At 65.5% G+C, this 17,033-nt stretch carries 16 protein-coding genes and 1 pseudogene; 9 read left to right on the forward strand and 8 right to left on the reverse strand.

Annotation, left to right across the window (positions count from 1 at the left end; genetic code table 11):
- Positions 1-29: 29 nt before the first annotated feature.
- The 4 genes from C6A82_RS15110 to C6A82_RS15125 are packed head-to-tail and all read right to left on the reverse strand — an operon-like array spanning position 30 to position 3,594.
- Positions 30-998: a glycine betaine ABC transporter substrate-binding protein gene (locus C6A82_RS15110; protein ID WP_105344020.1), complete on the reverse strand. Its 969-nt coding sequence runs from the start codon at positions 996-998 to the stop codon at positions 30-32.
- 4 nt (positions 999-1,002) lie between these two features.
- A complete protein-coding gene (locus C6A82_RS15115) occupies positions 1,003-1,770 on the reverse strand; it encodes an ABC transporter permease (protein WP_396836813.1) in 768 nt (255 codons plus the stop codon).
- A 17-nt stretch (positions 1,771-1,787) separates the two neighbouring features.
- Entirely contained in the window at positions 1,788-2,954 is a 1,167-nt protein-coding gene (locus C6A82_RS15120) for a betaine/proline/choline family ABC transporter ATP-binding protein (RefSeq protein ID WP_255419222.1), read from the reverse strand.
- A complete protein-coding gene (locus C6A82_RS15125; RefSeq protein WP_105344024.1) occupies positions 2,947-3,594 on the reverse strand; it encodes an ABC transporter permease in 648 nt (215 codons plus the stop codon). The genes C6A82_RS15120 and C6A82_RS15125 overlap by 8 nt, the downstream gene beginning before the upstream one ends.
- A 350-nt stretch (positions 3,595-3,944) precedes the next feature.
- On the opposite strand from C6A82_RS15125, the gene C6A82_RS15130 reads away from it, so the two are divergent.
- Complete coding sequence (locus tag C6A82_RS15130; RefSeq protein ID WP_311101361.1) at positions 3,945-4,412, forward strand: DUF4383 domain-containing protein; 468 nt, start codon at positions 3,945-3,947, stop codon at positions 4,410-4,412.
- Positions 4,413-4,477: 65 nt separating this feature from the next.
- Positions 4,478-6,025, forward strand: coding sequence for an IS1182 family transposase (locus C6A82_RS15135; RefSeq protein WP_311101894.1), 1,548 nt, complete (start codon positions 4,478-4,480; stop codon positions 6,023-6,025).
- A gap of 169 nt (positions 6,026-6,194) precedes the next feature.
- Here C6A82_RS15135 and C6A82_RS15140 read toward each other — a convergent pair whose 3' ends face one another.
- Positions 6,195-6,863, reverse strand: a complete 669-nt coding sequence (locus tag C6A82_RS15140) for an MOSC domain-containing protein (RefSeq protein ID WP_311101362.1) — start codon at positions 6,861-6,863, stop codon at positions 6,195-6,197.
- A gap of 120 nt (positions 6,864-6,983) precedes the next feature.
- Between C6A82_RS15140 and C6A82_RS15145 the strand changes: the two genes are divergently transcribed.
- From C6A82_RS15145 to C6A82_RS15165, 5 genes are all read left to right on the forward strand, one after another.
- Positions 6,984-7,865: a TIGR03854 family LLM class F420-dependent oxidoreductase gene (locus tag C6A82_RS15145; protein ID WP_105344239.1), complete on the forward strand. Its 882-nt coding sequence runs from the start codon at positions 6,984-6,986 to the stop codon at positions 7,863-7,865.
- Between the two features lie 134 nt (positions 7,866-7,999).
- A complete protein-coding gene (gene hrpA / locus C6A82_RS15150) occupies positions 8,000-11,971 on the forward strand; it encodes an ATP-dependent RNA helicase HrpA (protein ID WP_105344241.1) in 3,972 nt (1,323 codons plus the stop codon).
- On the forward strand, positions 11,968-12,276 hold the full coding sequence (locus C6A82_RS15155) for a hypothetical protein (protein WP_105344243.1): 309 nt from the start codon (positions 11,968-11,970) through the stop codon (positions 12,274-12,276). Before hrpA ends, C6A82_RS15155 begins: the two co-directional genes overlap by 4 nt.
- Positions 12,277-12,529: 253 nt before the next feature.
- Positions 12,530-12,769 carry a hypothetical protein gene (locus tag C6A82_RS15160; RefSeq protein ID WP_142405927.1) on the forward strand — a complete coding sequence of 80 codons (240 nt, stop codon included), beginning with the start codon at positions 12,530-12,532 and terminating at the stop codon, positions 12,767-12,769.
- A gap of 44 nt (positions 12,770-12,813) precedes the next feature.
- A complete protein-coding gene (locus C6A82_RS15165; protein WP_105344259.1) occupies positions 12,814-13,107 on the forward strand; it encodes a hypothetical protein in 294 nt (97 codons plus the stop codon).
- Here the strand turns inward: C6A82_RS15165 and C6A82_RS15170 are convergent.
- Together C6A82_RS15170 and C6A82_RS15175 are read right to left on the reverse strand one after the other, a co-directional pair.
- Complete coding sequence (locus C6A82_RS15170) at positions 13,104-13,511, reverse strand: hypothetical protein (RefSeq protein WP_105344245.1); 408 nt, start codon at positions 13,509-13,511, stop codon at positions 13,104-13,106. The two genes, C6A82_RS15165 and C6A82_RS15170, sit on opposite strands and share 4 nt — an antisense overlap.
- A 27-nt stretch (positions 13,512-13,538) precedes the next feature.
- Positions 13,539-14,189, reverse strand: coding sequence for a hypothetical protein (locus C6A82_RS15175; RefSeq protein WP_311101363.1), 651 nt, complete (start codon positions 14,187-14,189; stop codon positions 13,539-13,541).
- An 80-nt stretch (positions 14,190-14,269) separates the two neighbouring features.
- Between C6A82_RS15175 and C6A82_RS15180 the strand changes: the two genes are divergently transcribed.
- On the forward strand, positions 14,270-14,593 hold the full coding sequence (locus C6A82_RS15180; RefSeq protein WP_105344249.1) for a DUF1330 domain-containing protein: 324 nt from the start codon (positions 14,270-14,272) through the stop codon (positions 14,591-14,593).
- Between the two features lie 127 nt (positions 14,594-14,720).
- On the opposite strand, the pseudogene C6A82_RS15185 reads toward C6A82_RS15180, so the two are convergent.
- Positions 14,721-15,335: pseudogene (locus tag C6A82_RS15185) on the reverse strand (FKBP-type peptidyl-prolyl cis-trans isomerase).
- A 78-nt stretch (positions 15,336-15,413) separates the two neighbouring features.
- Here C6A82_RS15185 and C6A82_RS15190 point away from each other — a divergent pair.
- The gene (locus C6A82_RS15190) at positions 15,414-17,033 is read left to right on the forward strand and encodes an LCP family protein (RefSeq protein ID WP_105344251.1); all 1,620 of its coding nucleotides are present in this window, start codon (positions 15,414-15,416) and stop codon (positions 17,031-17,033) included.

Genomic DNA, 17,033 nt, shown 5'->3' on the forward strand with positions numbered 1-17,033 from the left:
GTAAACCGCAGATCAGCCGGGCACGCCGGCTACGTCAGCAAGCCTTCCTTGACCAACCAGTCACGCGCAACGATCGCGGGGTCTTCACCGCCGGTGTCGACCTTGGCATTGAGCTCCAGCATGACCTCGTTGGTCAGCTTGGGGCTGAGCTTCGCGAAGATGTCGGCCACCTCCGGGTGCTCCTCGAGGACCTTCGAATTGACCACGGCGGACAGGTTGTAGTGCGGGAAGAAGGCCTTGTCATCCTCGAGCACGCGCAGCTTGAGGCCCGGTATGCGACCGTCGGTGGTGAAGACCTCACCGAAGTTGCACTGGCCGTCGGCCGTGGCGGTGTAGATGACGCCGGTGTCCAGGTTGGTGACCCGCCCGAGCTGCTGTCGACTCAATCCGTACGTCTTCAGCATCGGGATGAATCCGTCGTTGCGATTGGCGAATTCGCTTTCGATGCAGAAGGTGAGGTCGGCCTTGTTCAGCTTCACGAGGTCGGACAGCTTGCTGATGCCGAGCCGCTGGGCTTCTGACTCACGGATCGCGAAGGCGTACGTGTCGTCCATCGGCGCGGGCGGCAGCCAGGTCAGTCCGTTCTTGGCGTCGGCTTCCTTGGTCGCCAGATACTGCGCCTCTTCGCCTTTGACCGGGTTCTCGTTGCCGAGGTAATTGATCCAACCGGTGCCGGTGTACTCGGGCGAGACATTGGCCTCGCCGCTTGTCATCGCGTGTCGTGCGCCGAAACTGCCGGGGATGTTGGTCAGGTTGGTGACGTCCGCACCCGCCGCGGACAGCACCGTCGAGAACATGTTCCCGAGAATCAACTGCTCGGTGAAGTCCTTCGCCGCGACGGTCAGCTTGACGTCCTTGAGCGAGTCGTAGTGGCCGATCGTGCCCGGCCGTGCCTCGAGGATCGCGCCGCTGGCCGACTGCAGACCGCAGCCGACGAGTACACCGGCGAGCAGCACACTCGCCACCGTGAGCGCGCGTCCAGGTCGGATGGTGGTCATGGCGCTACAGCCCTTTCGGCGCGGCGACGATCTCGGCGACCCGTGCCAACCAGTCGATGAACAGAGCAAGCGCCGCGACGAGCACCGCGCCGACGACCAGCGTCACCGTCTGCTGCAGCTTGATGCCGGTCGTGATCAACTGCCCGAGCCCACCGGCACCGGTGAACGACGCGAGGGCTGCGGTTCCGACGATGAGGACAAGAGCGGTACGGACACCGGCCACGATCACGGGAAGTGCCAGGGGCAGCTCGATCCGGAGGAGGGTGGACCAGGCCGACATCCCCATACCGCGGGAGGCCTCGACCAACCGCGGTTCGACGCCGTCGAGACCGGTGACGGTGTTCGCGACGATCGGCAGTGCGCCGTAGACCGTGAGCGCGATGATCGCACCGATTTCACCGATGCCGAACAGCACGGCGCCCAGTGCGATCAAACCGATCGCCGGTGCGGCCTGTCCGAAGCCGGCGACGGTGATGATCGGCTGCGAGTAACGGCGGAATCGCCCGCGGGTCAACGCTATTCCCAGGGGGATGGCGACCACACACGTCAGCAACGTGGCCGCAAGGCTGATGGTCATGTGCTCGCGGAGCAACGTGAGCAACTGCGGCACCGCGAGTGAGCGCCGTTCGGTCTCCGACACGTCGGCGTTGTAGACGTAGAGAAGGGCACCCACGACCACCACGATGCAGAGCACGGGCTGAAGGACCAACCGGCCGAGGCCAAGCCGACGACCCTGGCCACGCGACTCGGAATCGCCTGTGATGCTCTCGATTTCGGTGATGACCACTGTCACGAGGGTGCCCCTGACGGCTGCTCGCTGCGCCGGAGGTCGCTCATCGCGTCCATGATCGTTTCGATACTGATGACGCCTTGATAGCTGTTGCGTCTGCCGGTCACCACCACCACCCCGTGCGATGAGGTGAGCATCACGTCGAGAGCGTCATTGAGCGTCGAGGCGACGTTGACGACCTCGAGTTCCTCGTCCCGTGCGACATTGTCCAGCGCATTCGCCTGCTCGAGTTCGGTGAGCGACAACCACCGTTGCGGCCGGTCCTGGTCATCGAGCACGATCACATGCTCGCGGTCGAGCGAGCGGGCCGCCGCAATGGCTTCCGCGGCGTCGCCGCCTACCCGCGCCACGGCGGCCGCGTGCAGATCGACGTCGCGCACCCTGGTCAGGGTCAGCTGTTTGAGCGCAGCGCCTGCGCCGACGAAGCCGCGCACGAAGTCGTCGGCGGGTTCGGCGAGAATCCGTTCGGGGGAGTCGTACTGCACGATCTTGGAGCCGGCCTGAAGTATCGCGATCCGGTCGCCGAGCTTGACCGCTTCATCGAAGTCGTGAGTGACAAAGACGATGGTCTTGCGTAACTCGTCCTGCAGCCGCAGCAACTCGTCCTGCAGCCGTTGCCGGGTGATGGGGTCGACCGCGCCGAACGGTTCGTCCATCAACAGCACCGGCGGGTCGGCGGCCAAAGCCCTCGCAACTCCGATGCGCTGCTGTTGGCCGCCCGACAGTTCGCGCGGGTAGCGGCCGCGGTACTGCGACGGATCGAGGCTCACCAGTTCGAGCAGTTCATCGACACGGGTAGAGATGCGCTTCTTGTCCCACTTCAGCAGGCGGGGCACGATCGCGATGTTGTCGCCGACGGTCAGATGGGGGAACAGTCCCGCACCCTGGATCACGTAGCCGATGTGGCGCCGCAGCTGGTCGGGATCGCGCTTGGTCACGTCGTCATCGCCGATGAGGATGCGTCCACTCGTCGGCTCGATGAGCCGGTTGATCATCTTCATGGTGGTGGTCTTGCCGCATCCCGAAGGCCCGACGAGCATGACGATCTCGCCGGCCGGGATCTCCATGGTGATGTTGTCGACAGCCGCCTGCGATTGCGCGGCGTACTTCTTGGTCACGCCATCGAGCAGGATCCTGGCGCCGCCAGTGGTTTTAGATTCAGACACGTATCCCCCTCGGGACGGTGAGGCGGGTGAAGAAGTTCAAGACTGTGTCCAGGATGACCGCCAGGATAAGGATGCCCACCGTCGCGGCGACGATGGAGTTGGTCGCGTTGGCCCCGCCCATGCGGGAGATGCCGGAGAAGATGTAGCCGCCGAGGCCAGGTCCGAGCGCGTACGCCGCAATGGCGGCGATGCCCATCAGCATCTGCGCCGAGATGCGCACGCCTGTCATGATGACCGGCCAGGCCAGCGGCAACTCGAGCCGGATGAGAGTGGCGAAGCGGCTCATCCCCATCCCGCGTGACGACTCGATCAAGGTCTTGTCGACGCCGTTGAGGCCGACGACGACGTTGCGCAGGATCGGAAAGATGCCGAAGAACACCAGCAGGATCACTGAAGGTACGACACCGAGTCCGACGATGCCGACCAGTACGCCGAGTAGCGCATAGGAGGGGATGGTCAGGCCGATGGCGGTGAGGCTGTTGCCGAGCGCCACGCCGACCGGCGACCGATAGATCAGCACGCCGATGGCAAGAGCGATGACTGTAGCCAGGATGAGGGTCTGAACCACGAGGCTCATGTGCTGGTAGGCGAGGAACGACAGAACCGGCCAACGGTCCTGAACGAACTCGACGAAGCCCATGACTTGATAAGCCCCCGGGTGGGTATGCGTTTGTTGCCTCGGCTTTTCTCCGAGCCGCTGATCGCTAGTTCCCAAAACGAACCCTGACGAAACCTCCTTCGTTGAACGGCGGACGCGCGGCCCGAAAGACACCGCCGCCGAGCGGGATGGCCGGAAACGCCGACCGCATGCCACAACGGAGCGGCGGCCCGGCGAAAACAATTGCGCTGGGTGAGAATACGTACAACACCTCTGTTTTGGCCTCTGCTGCGTTCATCATGTGCCCACCCGTGTGAATTCGGTATTGGCAGAATCTACTACCGAGCGTAGTATTCGCGATAAGCCCTACCGAAACGCACCCGGAGGTGCCCGTGAAGTGGAGTTTCGCCCAAGTCGCGCTGCTGATCATCGCCGCGTTCCACGTCATTCAGTCGATCGTCGGCTTCATCATCGAGCCGAGCTTCGCAACCGGCCCTGACGCACCGACCGCACAGGTGTGGGGGATGGACTACAACGGCTGGCACGCAGTGGCAGGGCTGGCGTTGTTCGCTCCCGGACTGGTGTTCGCACTTCGCAAGTCGTGGTCGGTGCTCTACCTTCTCCTCGCCGCTGTCGGCGGGGCGCTACCCGGCATCTGGGCGTTCTTCTCGAACCAGGTCGCCTACGTCTTCGCCTTTCCCAACAACATCACCGACGCGGTGGTCCACCTTGTGACGTCGGCGGTGATGATCGGCGTAGCGCTGATACAGATCCGGCTCGATGGCGGCTTGAAGAACACGCTCGCCGATCTGCGATCGACGGGGAGGAGCGCTGAAGAGCGATCAACGCTAGAGGGCTAGGAGACTGCTGAATTATTGCGGCGTGGCGGGGGTGCTTGTGCTGGGGTTTTCGGGATCATTAGATGGTGCTGGGTCGATCTGATGATCAGCGAGAGTTGTTGGATGCCGAGTCGGTGGCCGGGCATCTTCTGAAGTCCGACAGTGTGTTTGCGTTCCTGTCCGCACATCGGAGTGAGTTGTTTCCTGAGGAGATGTTCGCCGATCTGTTTCCCTCGCGGCGGGGTCGGCCCAGTGTTCCGGCTGAGGTGATGGCCAGCGTGATCACCCTGCAGGCGCTGCACGGCCTGTCGGATAACGAGACCGTCGACGCGGTCACCTTTGACCTGCGGTGGAAGGCGGCCTGCGGATTGCCGATCACCGCACCGGCGTTTCACTCCACGACGTTGACCTACTGGCGGCGCCGACTGGCGGCCTCAGCTCGGCCGAACCGAATCTTTGAGGCGGTCAAAGCCGTCGTCACCGAGACCGGCGTGTTGGCCAAGAAGACGCGGCGGGCGTTGGATTCCACCGTCCTCGATGATGCGGTGGCTACTCAGGACACCGTGACTCAGTTGATCGCCGCGATCCGGCGGGTCCGCCGCGAGGTTCCCGCCGCCGCGGCGGTGATCGAACAGCACTGCACTGCTCACGATTACGACGACCCGGGCAAGCCCGCGATTGCCTGGAACGACAAGGCCGCCCGTGACGCATTGGTAGATGGCCTGGTCAGTGATGCTCATCGAGTGCTCGGGCATCTACCCGAGCACGAACTCGATCCTCGGGCTGCTGAGGCGGTGGCGTTGTTGGCGCTGATCGCCGGCCAGGACGTCGAACCGGTCGAGGGCTCCGATGGCACCGACGGGCACTGGCGTATCGCGCAGAAGGTCGCCCCGGATCGGGTGATCTCCACTGTGGATCCCGACAGCCGCCACGCCCATAAGACGGTGCACCGCCGTCAGGACGGGTTCAAAGCCCACCTCGCGATCGAACCCGACACCGGGATCATCACCGACTGCGCGCTGACCAAAGCCAGCGGATCTGACAACCACGAAGCCGTCATCGGGTTGGCCCTCCTGGAGGACGAGCCGAGCCCGGTGCGAGTGCTCGGCGATTCGGCCTACGGCACCGGTGCGACTCGCGCTGCGCTCGCCGAGGCCAAGCACACCACGATCATCAAACCGATACCCCTGCGCTCCCCGGTACCCGGCGGATTCACCACCGATGACTTCACCATCGATTTCGACGCCCGCACCGTCACCTGCCCGGCCAACCACACGCTGCCGATTCCGCCCAGCGGCGGAGTCGGTTTCACAACACGTTGCCGCTCATGCCCTTTAGCGTCTCAATGCACTACCGCGGTTAACGGACGCAAACTCACCCTCAGTGAGTACGAACCGCTGCAGCGCGCAGCCCGCAGTCGAGCACGCGACCCCGAGTGGCAAGCCGAGTACCGCCAGCATCGGCCCATGGTCGAACGCTCCATCGCCTGGCTCACCCGCAACAACCGCAGAGTCCGCTACCGCGGCGTCACCCGCAACGACCACTGGCTGCACCACCGCAGCGCCGCACTCAACCTGCGTCGCCTCATCTCACTGGGCCTGACTCACACCGGAACTACCTGGGCTATCGCCTAACACAGTTGGATTCCGGCCTTGCCGACCGCGAGATCCAGTGTCACGCTCGATTTCGGCGGGGCGACCTCTTCTGTCGACCCACGGGTCTGACTTCACACCGCCGCACGACGGCTCGAGGCGCCCCGCCCCAACGCCACTAATTCAGCAGTCTCCTAGGCGGGCCGGGCCGTCACGTTGCGCTCGCGCCTGCGCGGCGACGCGCGTAGGCCTTGAGCTCTGCGGATAGCGCATCCGCCTGCAGCAGGTGCGGAAGCAGCTTTCGATCCGACATCCTGGCACGGAACACAAGGTCGATGGTGACGTTGTGGTCGGGCCGGGATTCGATGAATATCGCATCTCCCGCGCGCACGGTTCCCGGTGTGATGACCCGAAGGTATGCACCTGGTTTCGCCGCGCGGGTGAAGGTCTTGATCCAGTTGCCGATCTCGAGGAATGCCGAGAACGTGCGACATGGTGTCCGAGGGGCGGATACCTCCAACAGCGGACCGTCGTGCCCGATGCGCCATCGTTCGCCGATCACCGCGCCGGTCACCTCGATTCCCGACGTCGTGACATTCTCCCCGAACATGCCATTGCTCAGCGGCCGTGCGAGCTCGGTCTCCCAGTGATCGAGATCCTCACGGGCATACACGTAGACGGCCTGATCGTCGCCACCGTGCAGCTTCTGATTGCCGATCGTGTCGCCGACAAGGCCGCTGGCGAGGCCACTTCGCATGGGGCCCGGCGCCCGCACCATGACCGCTTCGTCTGTCGACACCTTGTCGATGCCGGTACGCCTCGACGGCGCGTCGGGGTTCGGGCGGACTCGTGCGAGGTTGACCGACAGGACTGATGCCACGGGGACAGGGTATTGGTCCACGGTGACGCGCGCTCTCGCGGCGGTAGACCGACGCCCAGGCACAAACGGCGCCCGGCCCGTGTTGCGATGGGAGTAGACCCCTGAGGCGAGGAGGCACGTGTGAAGGTCCGGTTCGGAGTAGGGCTGGGGGCCGATCGAGGTCCCGACCAGCTGGCCGAAGTCGTCGATTACCTCGAGGCCGCCGACGTCGACTCACTCTGGTTCTCCGAACTCGTCTACTCGGACCTTGTGGACCCGTTCGTCGGCATGGCGTTCACGTTGGCGCGCACGACACGGATGAAGGTGGGCACTTCGGTGGCGGTACTGCCGGGCCGTCACCCGGTGCTGGTCGCCAAGCAGCTCGCATCGCTGGCCGCGCTCGCTCCCAAGCGGGTGCTGCCGGTCTTCGGTCTGCGTTCGGCGTTACCGGCCGAGCGCGACCTCTTCGTCGTGCCCGACGGTAAGCGCGCGGCAGTCTTCGACGAGTCGCTGAAACTGCTGCGCATCGCGCTGCGGGAGGACAACGTCGACTTCTCGGGAGACTACTTCAGCGTGCGGGACGCGCAGGTACTCCCAAAACCGGCTCCGCCGCTGGATATTTGGATCGGCGGAGCGACGGACGCCGCCTTCCGGCGGATCGGAACGCTCGGCGACGGCTGGTTGGGCAGTTTCCTGACCCCCGCCGAGGCGGGCCTGGCGCGACAAGCGATCATCGCCGCCGCGCAGGAGGCAGGCCGCGAGATCGAACCCGACCATTACGGAATCAACCTGGCAGTCGGCGACGGTGAACTACCCGCTGCGGTGCTGGCGGCCGTTCGCAAACGCAGGCCCGATCTGGATCCGGCCGAGCTCGTCGCGTCCGATTGGCCGACCCTGCACCGGCGACTCGACGACTACATCGCAGCCGGCTTGACGAAATTCGTCATCAGGCCTGCGGGAGGTAGCGACATGGAGACCTTCCTCGAGACGTTCGTCTCCGAACTCATGCCGCGCCAGAACTAGAAGCGCGCCACGAGTTCTGCGCGAGGGCTGCAATTCGACCACGACCGCGACCGATATGCAGATCTCGCGTGCCTGTGCCTCAGAGAGCAGGCCAAGGAGTGGGCAGCAGGGGTATAGCGCCTATCGTTTTTGGAGTGGCCGAACCGTCCGTTGCACAATTGCGCAAGCGACTCGACGGTCTGACCATCAGGGACGCCGCGCGGCTCGGCAGGCGGCTGAAGAACCTCCGCGGCGCGGACCCGGACAAAGTGGCACGGATCGCTCAAGAGCTCGCAGCTGCCGAGGCGCTCATCGCCACACGGGAGGCCGCCCGGCCCGCGATCACCTACCCGGACCTTCCAGTCAGCGAGCGGCGCGACGACATCGCCGAAGCGATACGCGCGCACCAGGTGGTCGTGGTGGCGGGGGAGACCGGGTCCGGCAAGACGACTCAGCTGCCCAAGATCTGTCTCGACATCGGTCGCGGGATTCGCGGCACGATCGGACACACCCAGCCCCGTAGGCTGGCCGCCCGCACCGTCGGCCAGCGCATCGCCGACGAACTGGGCACGCCGCTCGGCGAAACGGTCGGCTACACCGTGCGGTTCACCGATCAGGTCAGCGATCGCACGCTGGTCAAGTTGATGACCGACGGCATCCTGCTCGCCGAGATCCAGCGCGATCGCCGGCTGCTGCGGTACGACACCCTCATCCTCGACGAGGCCCACGAGCGCAGCCTCAACATCGACTTCCTGCTCGGATACCTTCGCGAGTTGCTACCGCGTCGACCGGATCTGAAGGTGATCGTCACGTCGGCGACCATCGAACCGGAACGCTTCGCGGCGCACTTCGGCGGAGCCGAACATGGGCTCAGCGGCGGAGCCGAACATGGGCTCAGCGGCGGAGCCGAAAATGGACTCAGCGGCGGTGCTCCGATCGTGGAGGTGTCGGGGCGCACCTATCCTGTCGAGATCCGTTACCGCCCATTGGAAGTGACTGTTCCGTCGACCAACGACGACGACCCCGACGATCCAGATCACGAAGTGGTGCGCACCGAGGTGCGCGACCCGACCGAAGCGATCATCGACGCTATCGAGGAGCTCGAGAAGGAACCGCCCGGCGACGTCCTGGTCTTCCTGTCCGGTGAACGCGAGATCCGGGACACGGCAGAGGCTCTGCGACATCTCAAGAACACCGAAGTGCTGCCGCTATACGCCCGGCTGCCGACCGCCGAACAGCAGCGGGTCTTCGCCCCGCACACCGGCCGCCGGGTTGTACTCGCCACCAACGTCGCCGAGACGTCGCTGACCGTGCCGGGGATCCGCTACGTCGTCGACCCCGGCACTGCCCGGATCTCTCGCTACAGCCGCAGGACGAAGGTCCAGCGGCTGCCGATCGAGCCGATCTCACAAGCGTCGGCCGCACAGCGGGCGGGCCGCTCCGGCCGGGTGGCGCCCGGCGTATGCATTCGACTGTACTCCGAGGACGACTTCGCAACGCGACCGCGCTACACCGACCCCGAGATCCTGCGGACCAATCTCGCGGCGGTGATCCTGCAGATGGCCGCGCTCGCGCTCGGCGATATGGAGAGCTTTCCGTTTCTCGATCCGCCGGAGCGGCGCAGCGTTCGTGACGGGGTGCAGCTGCTGCAGGAGCTCGGCGCGTTCGACGGTGACGGTGCGCTCACCCCGCTCGGCCGCAGGCTTGCGCAGTTGCCCGTCGATCCGCGTCTGGCCCGCATGATCGTGGCGGCCGAGTCGGAGAACTGCGTGCGCGAAGTTCTGGTGCTGGCCGCGGCGCTGGCCATCCCGGATCCGCGCGAGCGGCCCGCGGACAAGGAGGAGGCGGTCCGCCAGAAGCACGCCCGGTTCGCCGACGAGAACTCCGACTTCCTGTCCTACCTCAACCTATGGCGCTATCTGCGGGGGCAACGAAATGAGCGCTCCGGCAGCTCATTTCGGCGGATGTGCCGCGAGGAGTTCCTCCACTATCTGCGCATCCGCGAGTGGCAGGACCTCACCGGCCAGTTGCGCAGCATCGCCCGCGACATGGGCATCCGCGAGCAGGACGAGCCTGCCGACGCCGCACGCATCCACGCCGCGGTGACCGCAGGCCTGTTGTCGCACATCGGGATGCGCGAGGGCGATAGCCGCGAATTCCTCGGCGCGCGCAACTCGAAGTTCGTGCTGGCGCCCGGTTCGGTGCTCACGAAACGTCCACCGCGCTGGATCGTCGTCGCCGACCTGGTCGAGACCAGCAGGCTCTATGGGCGCACCGCCGCGCGGATCCAGCCGGAGGACGTGGAACGCGTTGCCGCACATCTGGTACAGCGCACGCACAGCGAGCCGCACTGGGACGCCCAGCGCGGTGCGGTGATGGCCTACGAACGGGTGACGCTGTACGGCTTGCCGCTCGTGACGCGCCGCCGCGTGAACTACGGGCAGATCGACCCGCCGCTCGCCCGCGAGCTGTTCATCCGCCACGCGCTGGTCGAGGGGGAGTGGCAGACCCGTCATCACTTCTTCCGCGACAACACCCGCCTGAAAGCCGAGCTCGAGGAGTTGGAGGAGCGAGCCCGGCGTCGTGACCTGCTGGTCACCGACGATGACATCTATGCGCTGTACGACGCGCGGGTGCCCGCGGATGTCGTGTCCGCGCGGCATTTCGACGCGTGGTGGAAGAAGCAGCGGCACAAGACACCGAACCTGCTCACCTTCGCCCGCGACGACCTGCTACGCACTGACGACGGGGCGGGGGCCGACCGGCCGGACACGTGGCAGACCGGCGATGTCGCCCTGCCGCTGACATATCGCTTCGAGCCAGGTGCGGCCGACGACGGCGTGACGGTGCATGTTCCGATCGACGTTCTCGCCCGTCTCGGCGGTGATGTATTCGCATGGCAGGTGCCCGCGCTGCGCGAGGAACTGATCACCGAGCTCATCCGCTCACTACCGAAGACCCTGCGCCGCAACTTCGTTCCCGCCCCCGATACGGTGCGCGCGGTGATGGCCGGGATCGACCCGGCCGCCGAGCCCCTGCTGGAGGGCTTGCAGCGCGAATTACGCCGTCGCTCCGGTGTTCTGGTGCCCATTGACGCGTTCGACCTGGGCAAGCTGCCGCCGCATCTGCGGGTGACGTTCGCCGTCGAGTCCGCCGACGGCGCCGAGGTCGCAAGGGGCAAGGACCTCACCCTTCTACAGGAGGAGTTGGCGACGACGGCGCAAAGCGCTGTCGCCGATGCGGTCGGCGGCGAGCTGGAGCGCACAGGACTGCGCGGGTGGCCCGATGATCTGGTCGAAGTTCCGCGGATCGTCGAACGCTCGGTCGGTGGTCGAATGGTGCGCGGCTATCCCGCGTTCGTCGACGCGGGCAACTCGGTCGACCTGCGGGTGTTCGCGACATCAACCGAGCAGGACGGCGCGATGCGGCCCGGTATTCGACGGTTGCTGCGGCTGAGTGTGGCGTCACCGGTGAAAGCGGTTGAGCGGCAGTTGGATGTGCGGACCCGCTTGACACTCGGCACCAACCCGGACGGCTCGCTGCGCACACTTCTCGACGACTGCGCCGATGCCGCGGTGGATGCGCTGGTGTCGCGGCCGGTATGGACTGCACGCGAGTTCGCCACGCTGCTTGACGACGTGGCGGACAGGTTGGCCGCGGTGACCGTCGACCTCATTGGCCATGTCGAGAAGGTGCTCGTTGCCCTGCACGAGGTGAATCTGCTGCTGCCTGAACGACCGTCGGCCACGCAGGCCGACGCCATCGATGACATCCGCGCACAGCTGGACCGGCTGCTGTCTCCGGGCTTCGTGACAGCGACCGGGCGAGCACGTCTGAGGGACCTGGTCCGCTATGTGACCGCCATCCAGCGACGTCTCGACCGGTTGCCCCACGGGATCGAGGCTGACCGGCAGCGCATGCGGCAGGTGCATTCCGTCGAGGATGCCTACGACGAACTCCTGCGGGCACTCCCGAGCGCGCGACAACAATCGAATGCCGTCCGCGACATCGCTTGGCAGATCGAGGAGTTGAGGGTGAGCCTGTGGGCCCAGCAGCTCGGTACCCCGCGCCCGGTCAGCGAGCAGCGGATCTACCGGGCGATCGACACGGTTGCGAGCGGGGGATGAACGAGCCGGCCAAAGCGGATGACGGCCACTACGTCGTCATCAACGGCCGCCGATGGCGCGCGACGGACCCCGCGATACCCGAGGAACGACGTGAAGAGCTGACCAAACTCCTGATGGCTTGGCGCCGCGAGGTGCGCCGCACGAAGGGAACAGTGGGGGAATCGGCGGCCCGCGCGGGTGTTCAGGCGGCCAAGGTCGCGCTGGGCGAGCGGGGCTCGCCGCCGTGGTGGGAGCAGAGCGATAGCGAGCGTCAGGCGCGGTGGCAGAACAAGGTGAACGAGCCGGGCGACGGTGACACCGACTGATTGTTGGGATCGGTAGCGATAGGCCTCCTGTGCAGTTACCCCATCGACGCCACAGGCGTGGCACATGAGCGAAGGATTACGTCATGAACAAGGGAAAGAGGATCCTGGCCGGGACGCTGCTATCGGTAGGCGTCGCTGTCGCCGGGGTGGGGCTGGCCGAGGGCACCGCCACGGCCGGACCGATCGCCCCGCTGCCGCAGAGGGGTGCCTGGCCCGGTTGCCCCGAGGACAGCCCCGAGGGGCCGTGCACCTGGTGCCCGGGCGACCCACCCGTGGAGACCGGCAACAAGGCTGTCTACCCCGTGGTCTGGATGAAAGCGTCTGCCACACCTACTGGTACGTCTACAGCGGGCAGGGCAACGTGGCTCACAACATCTTCGAAGGCGAGGCGCCGCCTCCGCCTCCGCCGCCTCCGCCGAACCTGACTCCGCCGCTGCCGCCGGGGTGGTGCTGGTCGCTGTTCCTCCCGACGACGAGCTGCCCGAACGGCTGACCGGAAACGAGGACCTGTCCGCTGTGGCCCGTTACCATCACCGGATGTTCCGAATCGATGGGATAGATGGCGAAAGCATTGTCGTCGACGGCAACTGGGTCGAGAAGCTGCGCACCAACACCTCGCGTGGCCGCAACCCGGCGGACAGGTACTCCGGAACTCAGGTCAAGGAGTTCAGCCGACGCAAGAAGCTTTTCGGCGGCCAAAAGGAGAAGTTGCTTCAGGTCATCGTCAACGTCGGCACGTTCTACTCGCTGAATGTGCCCGCCGAGCGCCGCGCCGAAGTCGACGCGCTGATCGCCGAACTCGAGAAGGCACGAGAGAGCGCGACGTCTTAGCCGGCGGAGTCACGCCGGTAGTCGGCCAGCGTGTAGGTCTGTCCGAGACGCCGTCTGCGTTCGGCTTCTCGGACTACGCGTTCGCGCTCTTCTGCCGGCGCGTGGATCAGCTGGCGGTACAGCTCGTTGTCGACGGCATAGATGCCGTCGATCGGCTCGCGCAGGTGCTCGAGATAGATTCTGTCGGCGTAAGCGAGCGGGTCGGCGCCGTCATTCTGGCGCCGAGCGAACTCGTCGCCGAGTCGTTTGAGCGCTTCGCTCTTGGTGCTGCCCGATACCGACCAGTCCGCTCCAGGGTAGAACGCCGTCCAAACGCCGCCGTGGGTGGTGATTTGCGGCTCCATGTGAAAGGCGTACTGCTGCAGCTGTTCAAGAGCCGCGTCATCATCGTCATGGCTGTTCACTATGACCTCCTGAGCAACCGGGCCGTCTCATGCCGATCCGTTGGTGTCGTCGGTCGGACTCCAGTACGTGCTGACGCTGAGGTCGGGATAAAGAATAGAGCATCGATACGAACCGAACGTCCCGCGTGGCCGCAGACACCAGACGATCGGTCCTTGCGGAAGCGGCTGCTCCAGAGGTGTTGGCGCATATGGGAATTCGTAGTCGAGACCTTGGATGCGCCCGGCCAGTTCGGCGCTCTGCCGGCTGATCGAGTCGACGACTCCCTTCGCACGGGAGAGCTGCAGGCGCAGGGCGGCCAAGATGGCGCGCTGAGCCGCCGGTGAGATCGCAACTGCACCCGCTTGCCGCGTCGCTTGCGTCTGACCGGCGATTGCGTCGAGCCGCAGTACACCGCGTTGGGCGGCTGCTGCCGCCACAGTCATCTGTTCTTGCAGCCCATGGTCGGTTCGCCCAGCCAACCTCAGCGAGGCCGCGTTCCGAGTCGCGAACCTCCTGTGTGCAGCGATGGATGCGCCAGAAGAATCACCGACCATCTCGGTAGTCATTGCCGTCGACCCGGCCGCTACAGCGATATCGCCGAGCGTGACCGCTCGCGGTCGGGGGACGTGCGGCGACACCAAGGACTTGACCCGCTCGATCGCCGCCTTGACGAGTGCGCATTCGGCCACCACCGACATCATTCAAGTATCGGCGCTGCGAGAGGTCGTCCCATCACCAATTGGTCGAAAGCGTAAAACGGCCCGGTACTGTCGCGCGGGTGACGGTCTATGCGCTCAACCTCTTCGACCTCGCCAGCCGCGACGAGTACCTCGCATACTCGAAGCGATCGCCGGAAGAGGTGGCCAAGCACGGCGGTCGCGTCGTCGCGCTCGGGCAGTTCCGTGAGTCCGTCCTCGGCGACATCGAACCGCGCACCGTCCTCATTCTCGTCGAATGGGACTCGAAGGACGCCTTCGATAGCTATTGCAATGATCCCGAGCTCGCCGATCTGCATGTCCATCGGGAGAACGGCTCGTCCTCCTACGTCTGGCATCTGTTCGACCGGTTGGATGATTTGCGGCCGCTCCTGAAGCCGCACTGACAACAACAACCGGAACGAGCCTCCCGACCGACAATCTTGGGATCGGTAGCCGGCCAACGCGTATTGACTCGGCGGCACAGGCAACGCCAACGGGGCGACGCCCGATGGAAGGAAGCGTTAGCGTCGGCTACCTCGACGCGTCGAGGATCTTGATCGCGAAGACGAGCGAGTCTCCGGGCTGAATCCCGGCTCGGGGCTCGCCTTCGGGGTACCCGTCGGCTGAGGCCATCGCGACACCGACCGTGGATCCGACCTTCTGTCCCGCGATGGCCTTCTGGAAGCCCTTCACGACGCTGTCGAGTGAGAAGTCGACGGGGGTTCCACGCTCCTAGCTGTTGTCGAACACCGCCCCGTCGCGTCCGTTGACGCCCATGTAGCAGACCAGGACCGTGGCGTTGTCCGCGACGACGGGCCCGTCGCCCGGCTTGAGGGTCTGCACCTGGGTCTCGGTCACGCTGAACGGAGCCTGCACGTCGACGCGTGGCGCCGCCGTATCGGTGGAGCCGGTCACCGCGACACTGCCGGTGGAGCCGGGCACTGTCCATTCGGGTGTGCCGCCGCCCGCAGGCGCGGCAGTGGGGCACGTGCTGTCCGGGGTGGGGGATTCGGGGACCGAGAACGGGTTCGCTTCAATCGAGGACGAAGTGGTGGTCGACGAAGCCGCCGTATCCGAGTCCGATCCGCATGCCGCGGGCATCATGAGCAGGGGAGCCGCAGACGCTACGACCGCGAGAGAGGACATTCGAGTGAAATTCACGGTCGCAACCGTACAGCGGCATTGCTGCTTAAACGCGTTGCCGCGGGGGAATCCCGGTTTGTTATGAGACAAAGCGGCTGGGATTCAGATAAATCCCGACCGGCCACAGGAGGGCGACACCGTGCCGATGGCCGGTCGATCGGCCGTTCGTCGCGAGTCTCGGTCAAGGCGCTCGGGGGATTGGTCGTGAGCGTGATAGTCGTTCTCGCCGCGATCGCATGGAACACCTACCACGACGTGTCGGAAGGGATCACCACCTCGACGGCATTGGACGGTGCCTCGCCGTCAACGGGAGCCGAGCAGAACATCCTGCTCATCGGTTTGGATAGCCGCCGCGACCAGCAGGGCCGGCCGCTCGACGAAGACATTCTCGGGGCGATGCACGCCGGCGACGAGACGTCGGGCAGCTATGACGCGGACGTGCTCATCGTGGTGCACGTACCGGCGGGGGATGGGCCCGTCACCGCGATCTCCGTTCCCCGCGACGACTACGTCGAACTGCCCGACTGCCCGACGCCGGATTGTCAGGGCAAGATCAAAGCGGCGTACCGGCTCGCGTACGAGAGTGTCATTGACTCTCAGACCACTGACGACAGCCAGTCGTCGGCTGCGTCGACCGATATGGCGGCGCGTGAACAAATGGCGCGGGAGGCCGGCCGCAAGGCGCAGATCAACGCGGTGAAGGATCTGCTGCAGATACCCATCGATCACTTCGTCGAGATCACCCTGGGCGCTTTTTTTCAGATCGCGCGCGTGGTGGAGCCGATCACGGTGTGCCTCAGCGAGGACACGTCCGACCAGTACTACTCCGGCGCCGAGTTTCATGCGGGCACTCAACAGATCGACGCGGCGCAGGCGATGTCGTTCGTGCGGCAACGACGCGACGCCAACGACGTTCTGTTCACCGACCTCGATCGAACCCGCCGACAGCAGGCCTTCATGGCGTCGGTCGTCAATGCAGTACGCCACGGGGGTACGTTGTGGAACCCCGTCAAGCTGCACGCCCTGCTGGACGTCGCCAAGCAGAACCTTGCCGTCGACGCAGGCTTCGACCTGGCAGAACTGGTTCCGTTCGCGTCGGCGGCGATCGATAGGTCGGTCGAGTTCTATACGTTGCCCGTCACTGATTTCCGCACCCTGCCGGACGGCGAAGACGTCAACATCGTCGACGCAGAAGCTATCCGAACCATCACTCAGCAGCTGTTATCCGGTGAAGACCCGTCCACCGCCCAATCTAGGACAGAGAGCGACCGCGCCTCCGCACAGCACGTCACCCTCGACGTGGTCAACGCCGCCGGCCTAGACGGGGTGGCGGCCGGTGTCCAGAAGGCGCTGGCGAAGGACGACTTCATCGAAGGATCAGTCGGCACCGCCGACTCCGTGAGCGCGGCGAGCAGCATCACCTATGGCAGTGGAGCGCAATCCGCCGCCGAGTCACTGGCCGACGAGACAGGCCTGAGCGCCGTCGCCTCCGATGCCGTTGCACCCGACACCGTGTTGCTCACCGTCGGCACCGACTTTCCCACGTCCGAGTACGTCGACGGGCTGGCCTCCACAGCGGACGCCACCACAACGCAGATACCGAGCCCGACCACGGTGGCCGCGACAGCCATTGGTGAGGCAGCTCCGACGCCGACGAATCTCACCGTGATGAGCACCGGCAGCGTCCCCTGCGTGAGATGA

It is taken from the genome of Mycobacterium sp. ITM-2016-00318 (assembly GCF_002968285.2).
Taxonomy (GTDB): domain Bacteria; phylum Actinomycetota; class Actinomycetes; order Mycobacteriales; family Mycobacteriaceae; genus Mycobacterium.

Coding starts and splice junctions, on each gene's coding strand:
- C6A82_RS15125 (WP_105344024.1), bottom strand. CDS start 3,594: ATGGGCTTCGTCGAGTTCGTTCAGGACCGTTGGCCGGTTCTGTCGTTC.
- C6A82_RS15110 (WP_105344020.1), bottom strand. CDS start 998: ATGACCACCATCCGACCTGGACGCGCGCTCACGGTGGCGAGTGTGCTG.
- C6A82_RS15155 (WP_105344243.1), top strand. CDS start 11,968: ATGAACGAGCCGGCCAAAGCGGATGACGGCCACTACGTCGTCATCAAC.
- C6A82_RS15165 (WP_105344259.1), top strand. CDS start 12,814: ATGTTCCGAATCGATGGGATAGATGGCGAAAGCATTGTCGTCGACGGC.
- C6A82_RS15190 (WP_105344251.1), top strand. CDS start 15,414: ATGAGACAAAGCGGCTGGGATTCAGATAAATCCCGACCGGCCACAGGA.
- C6A82_RS15175 (WP_311101363.1), bottom strand. CDS start 14,189: ATGTCGGTGGTGGCCGAATGCGCACTCGTCAAGGCGGCGATCGAGCGG.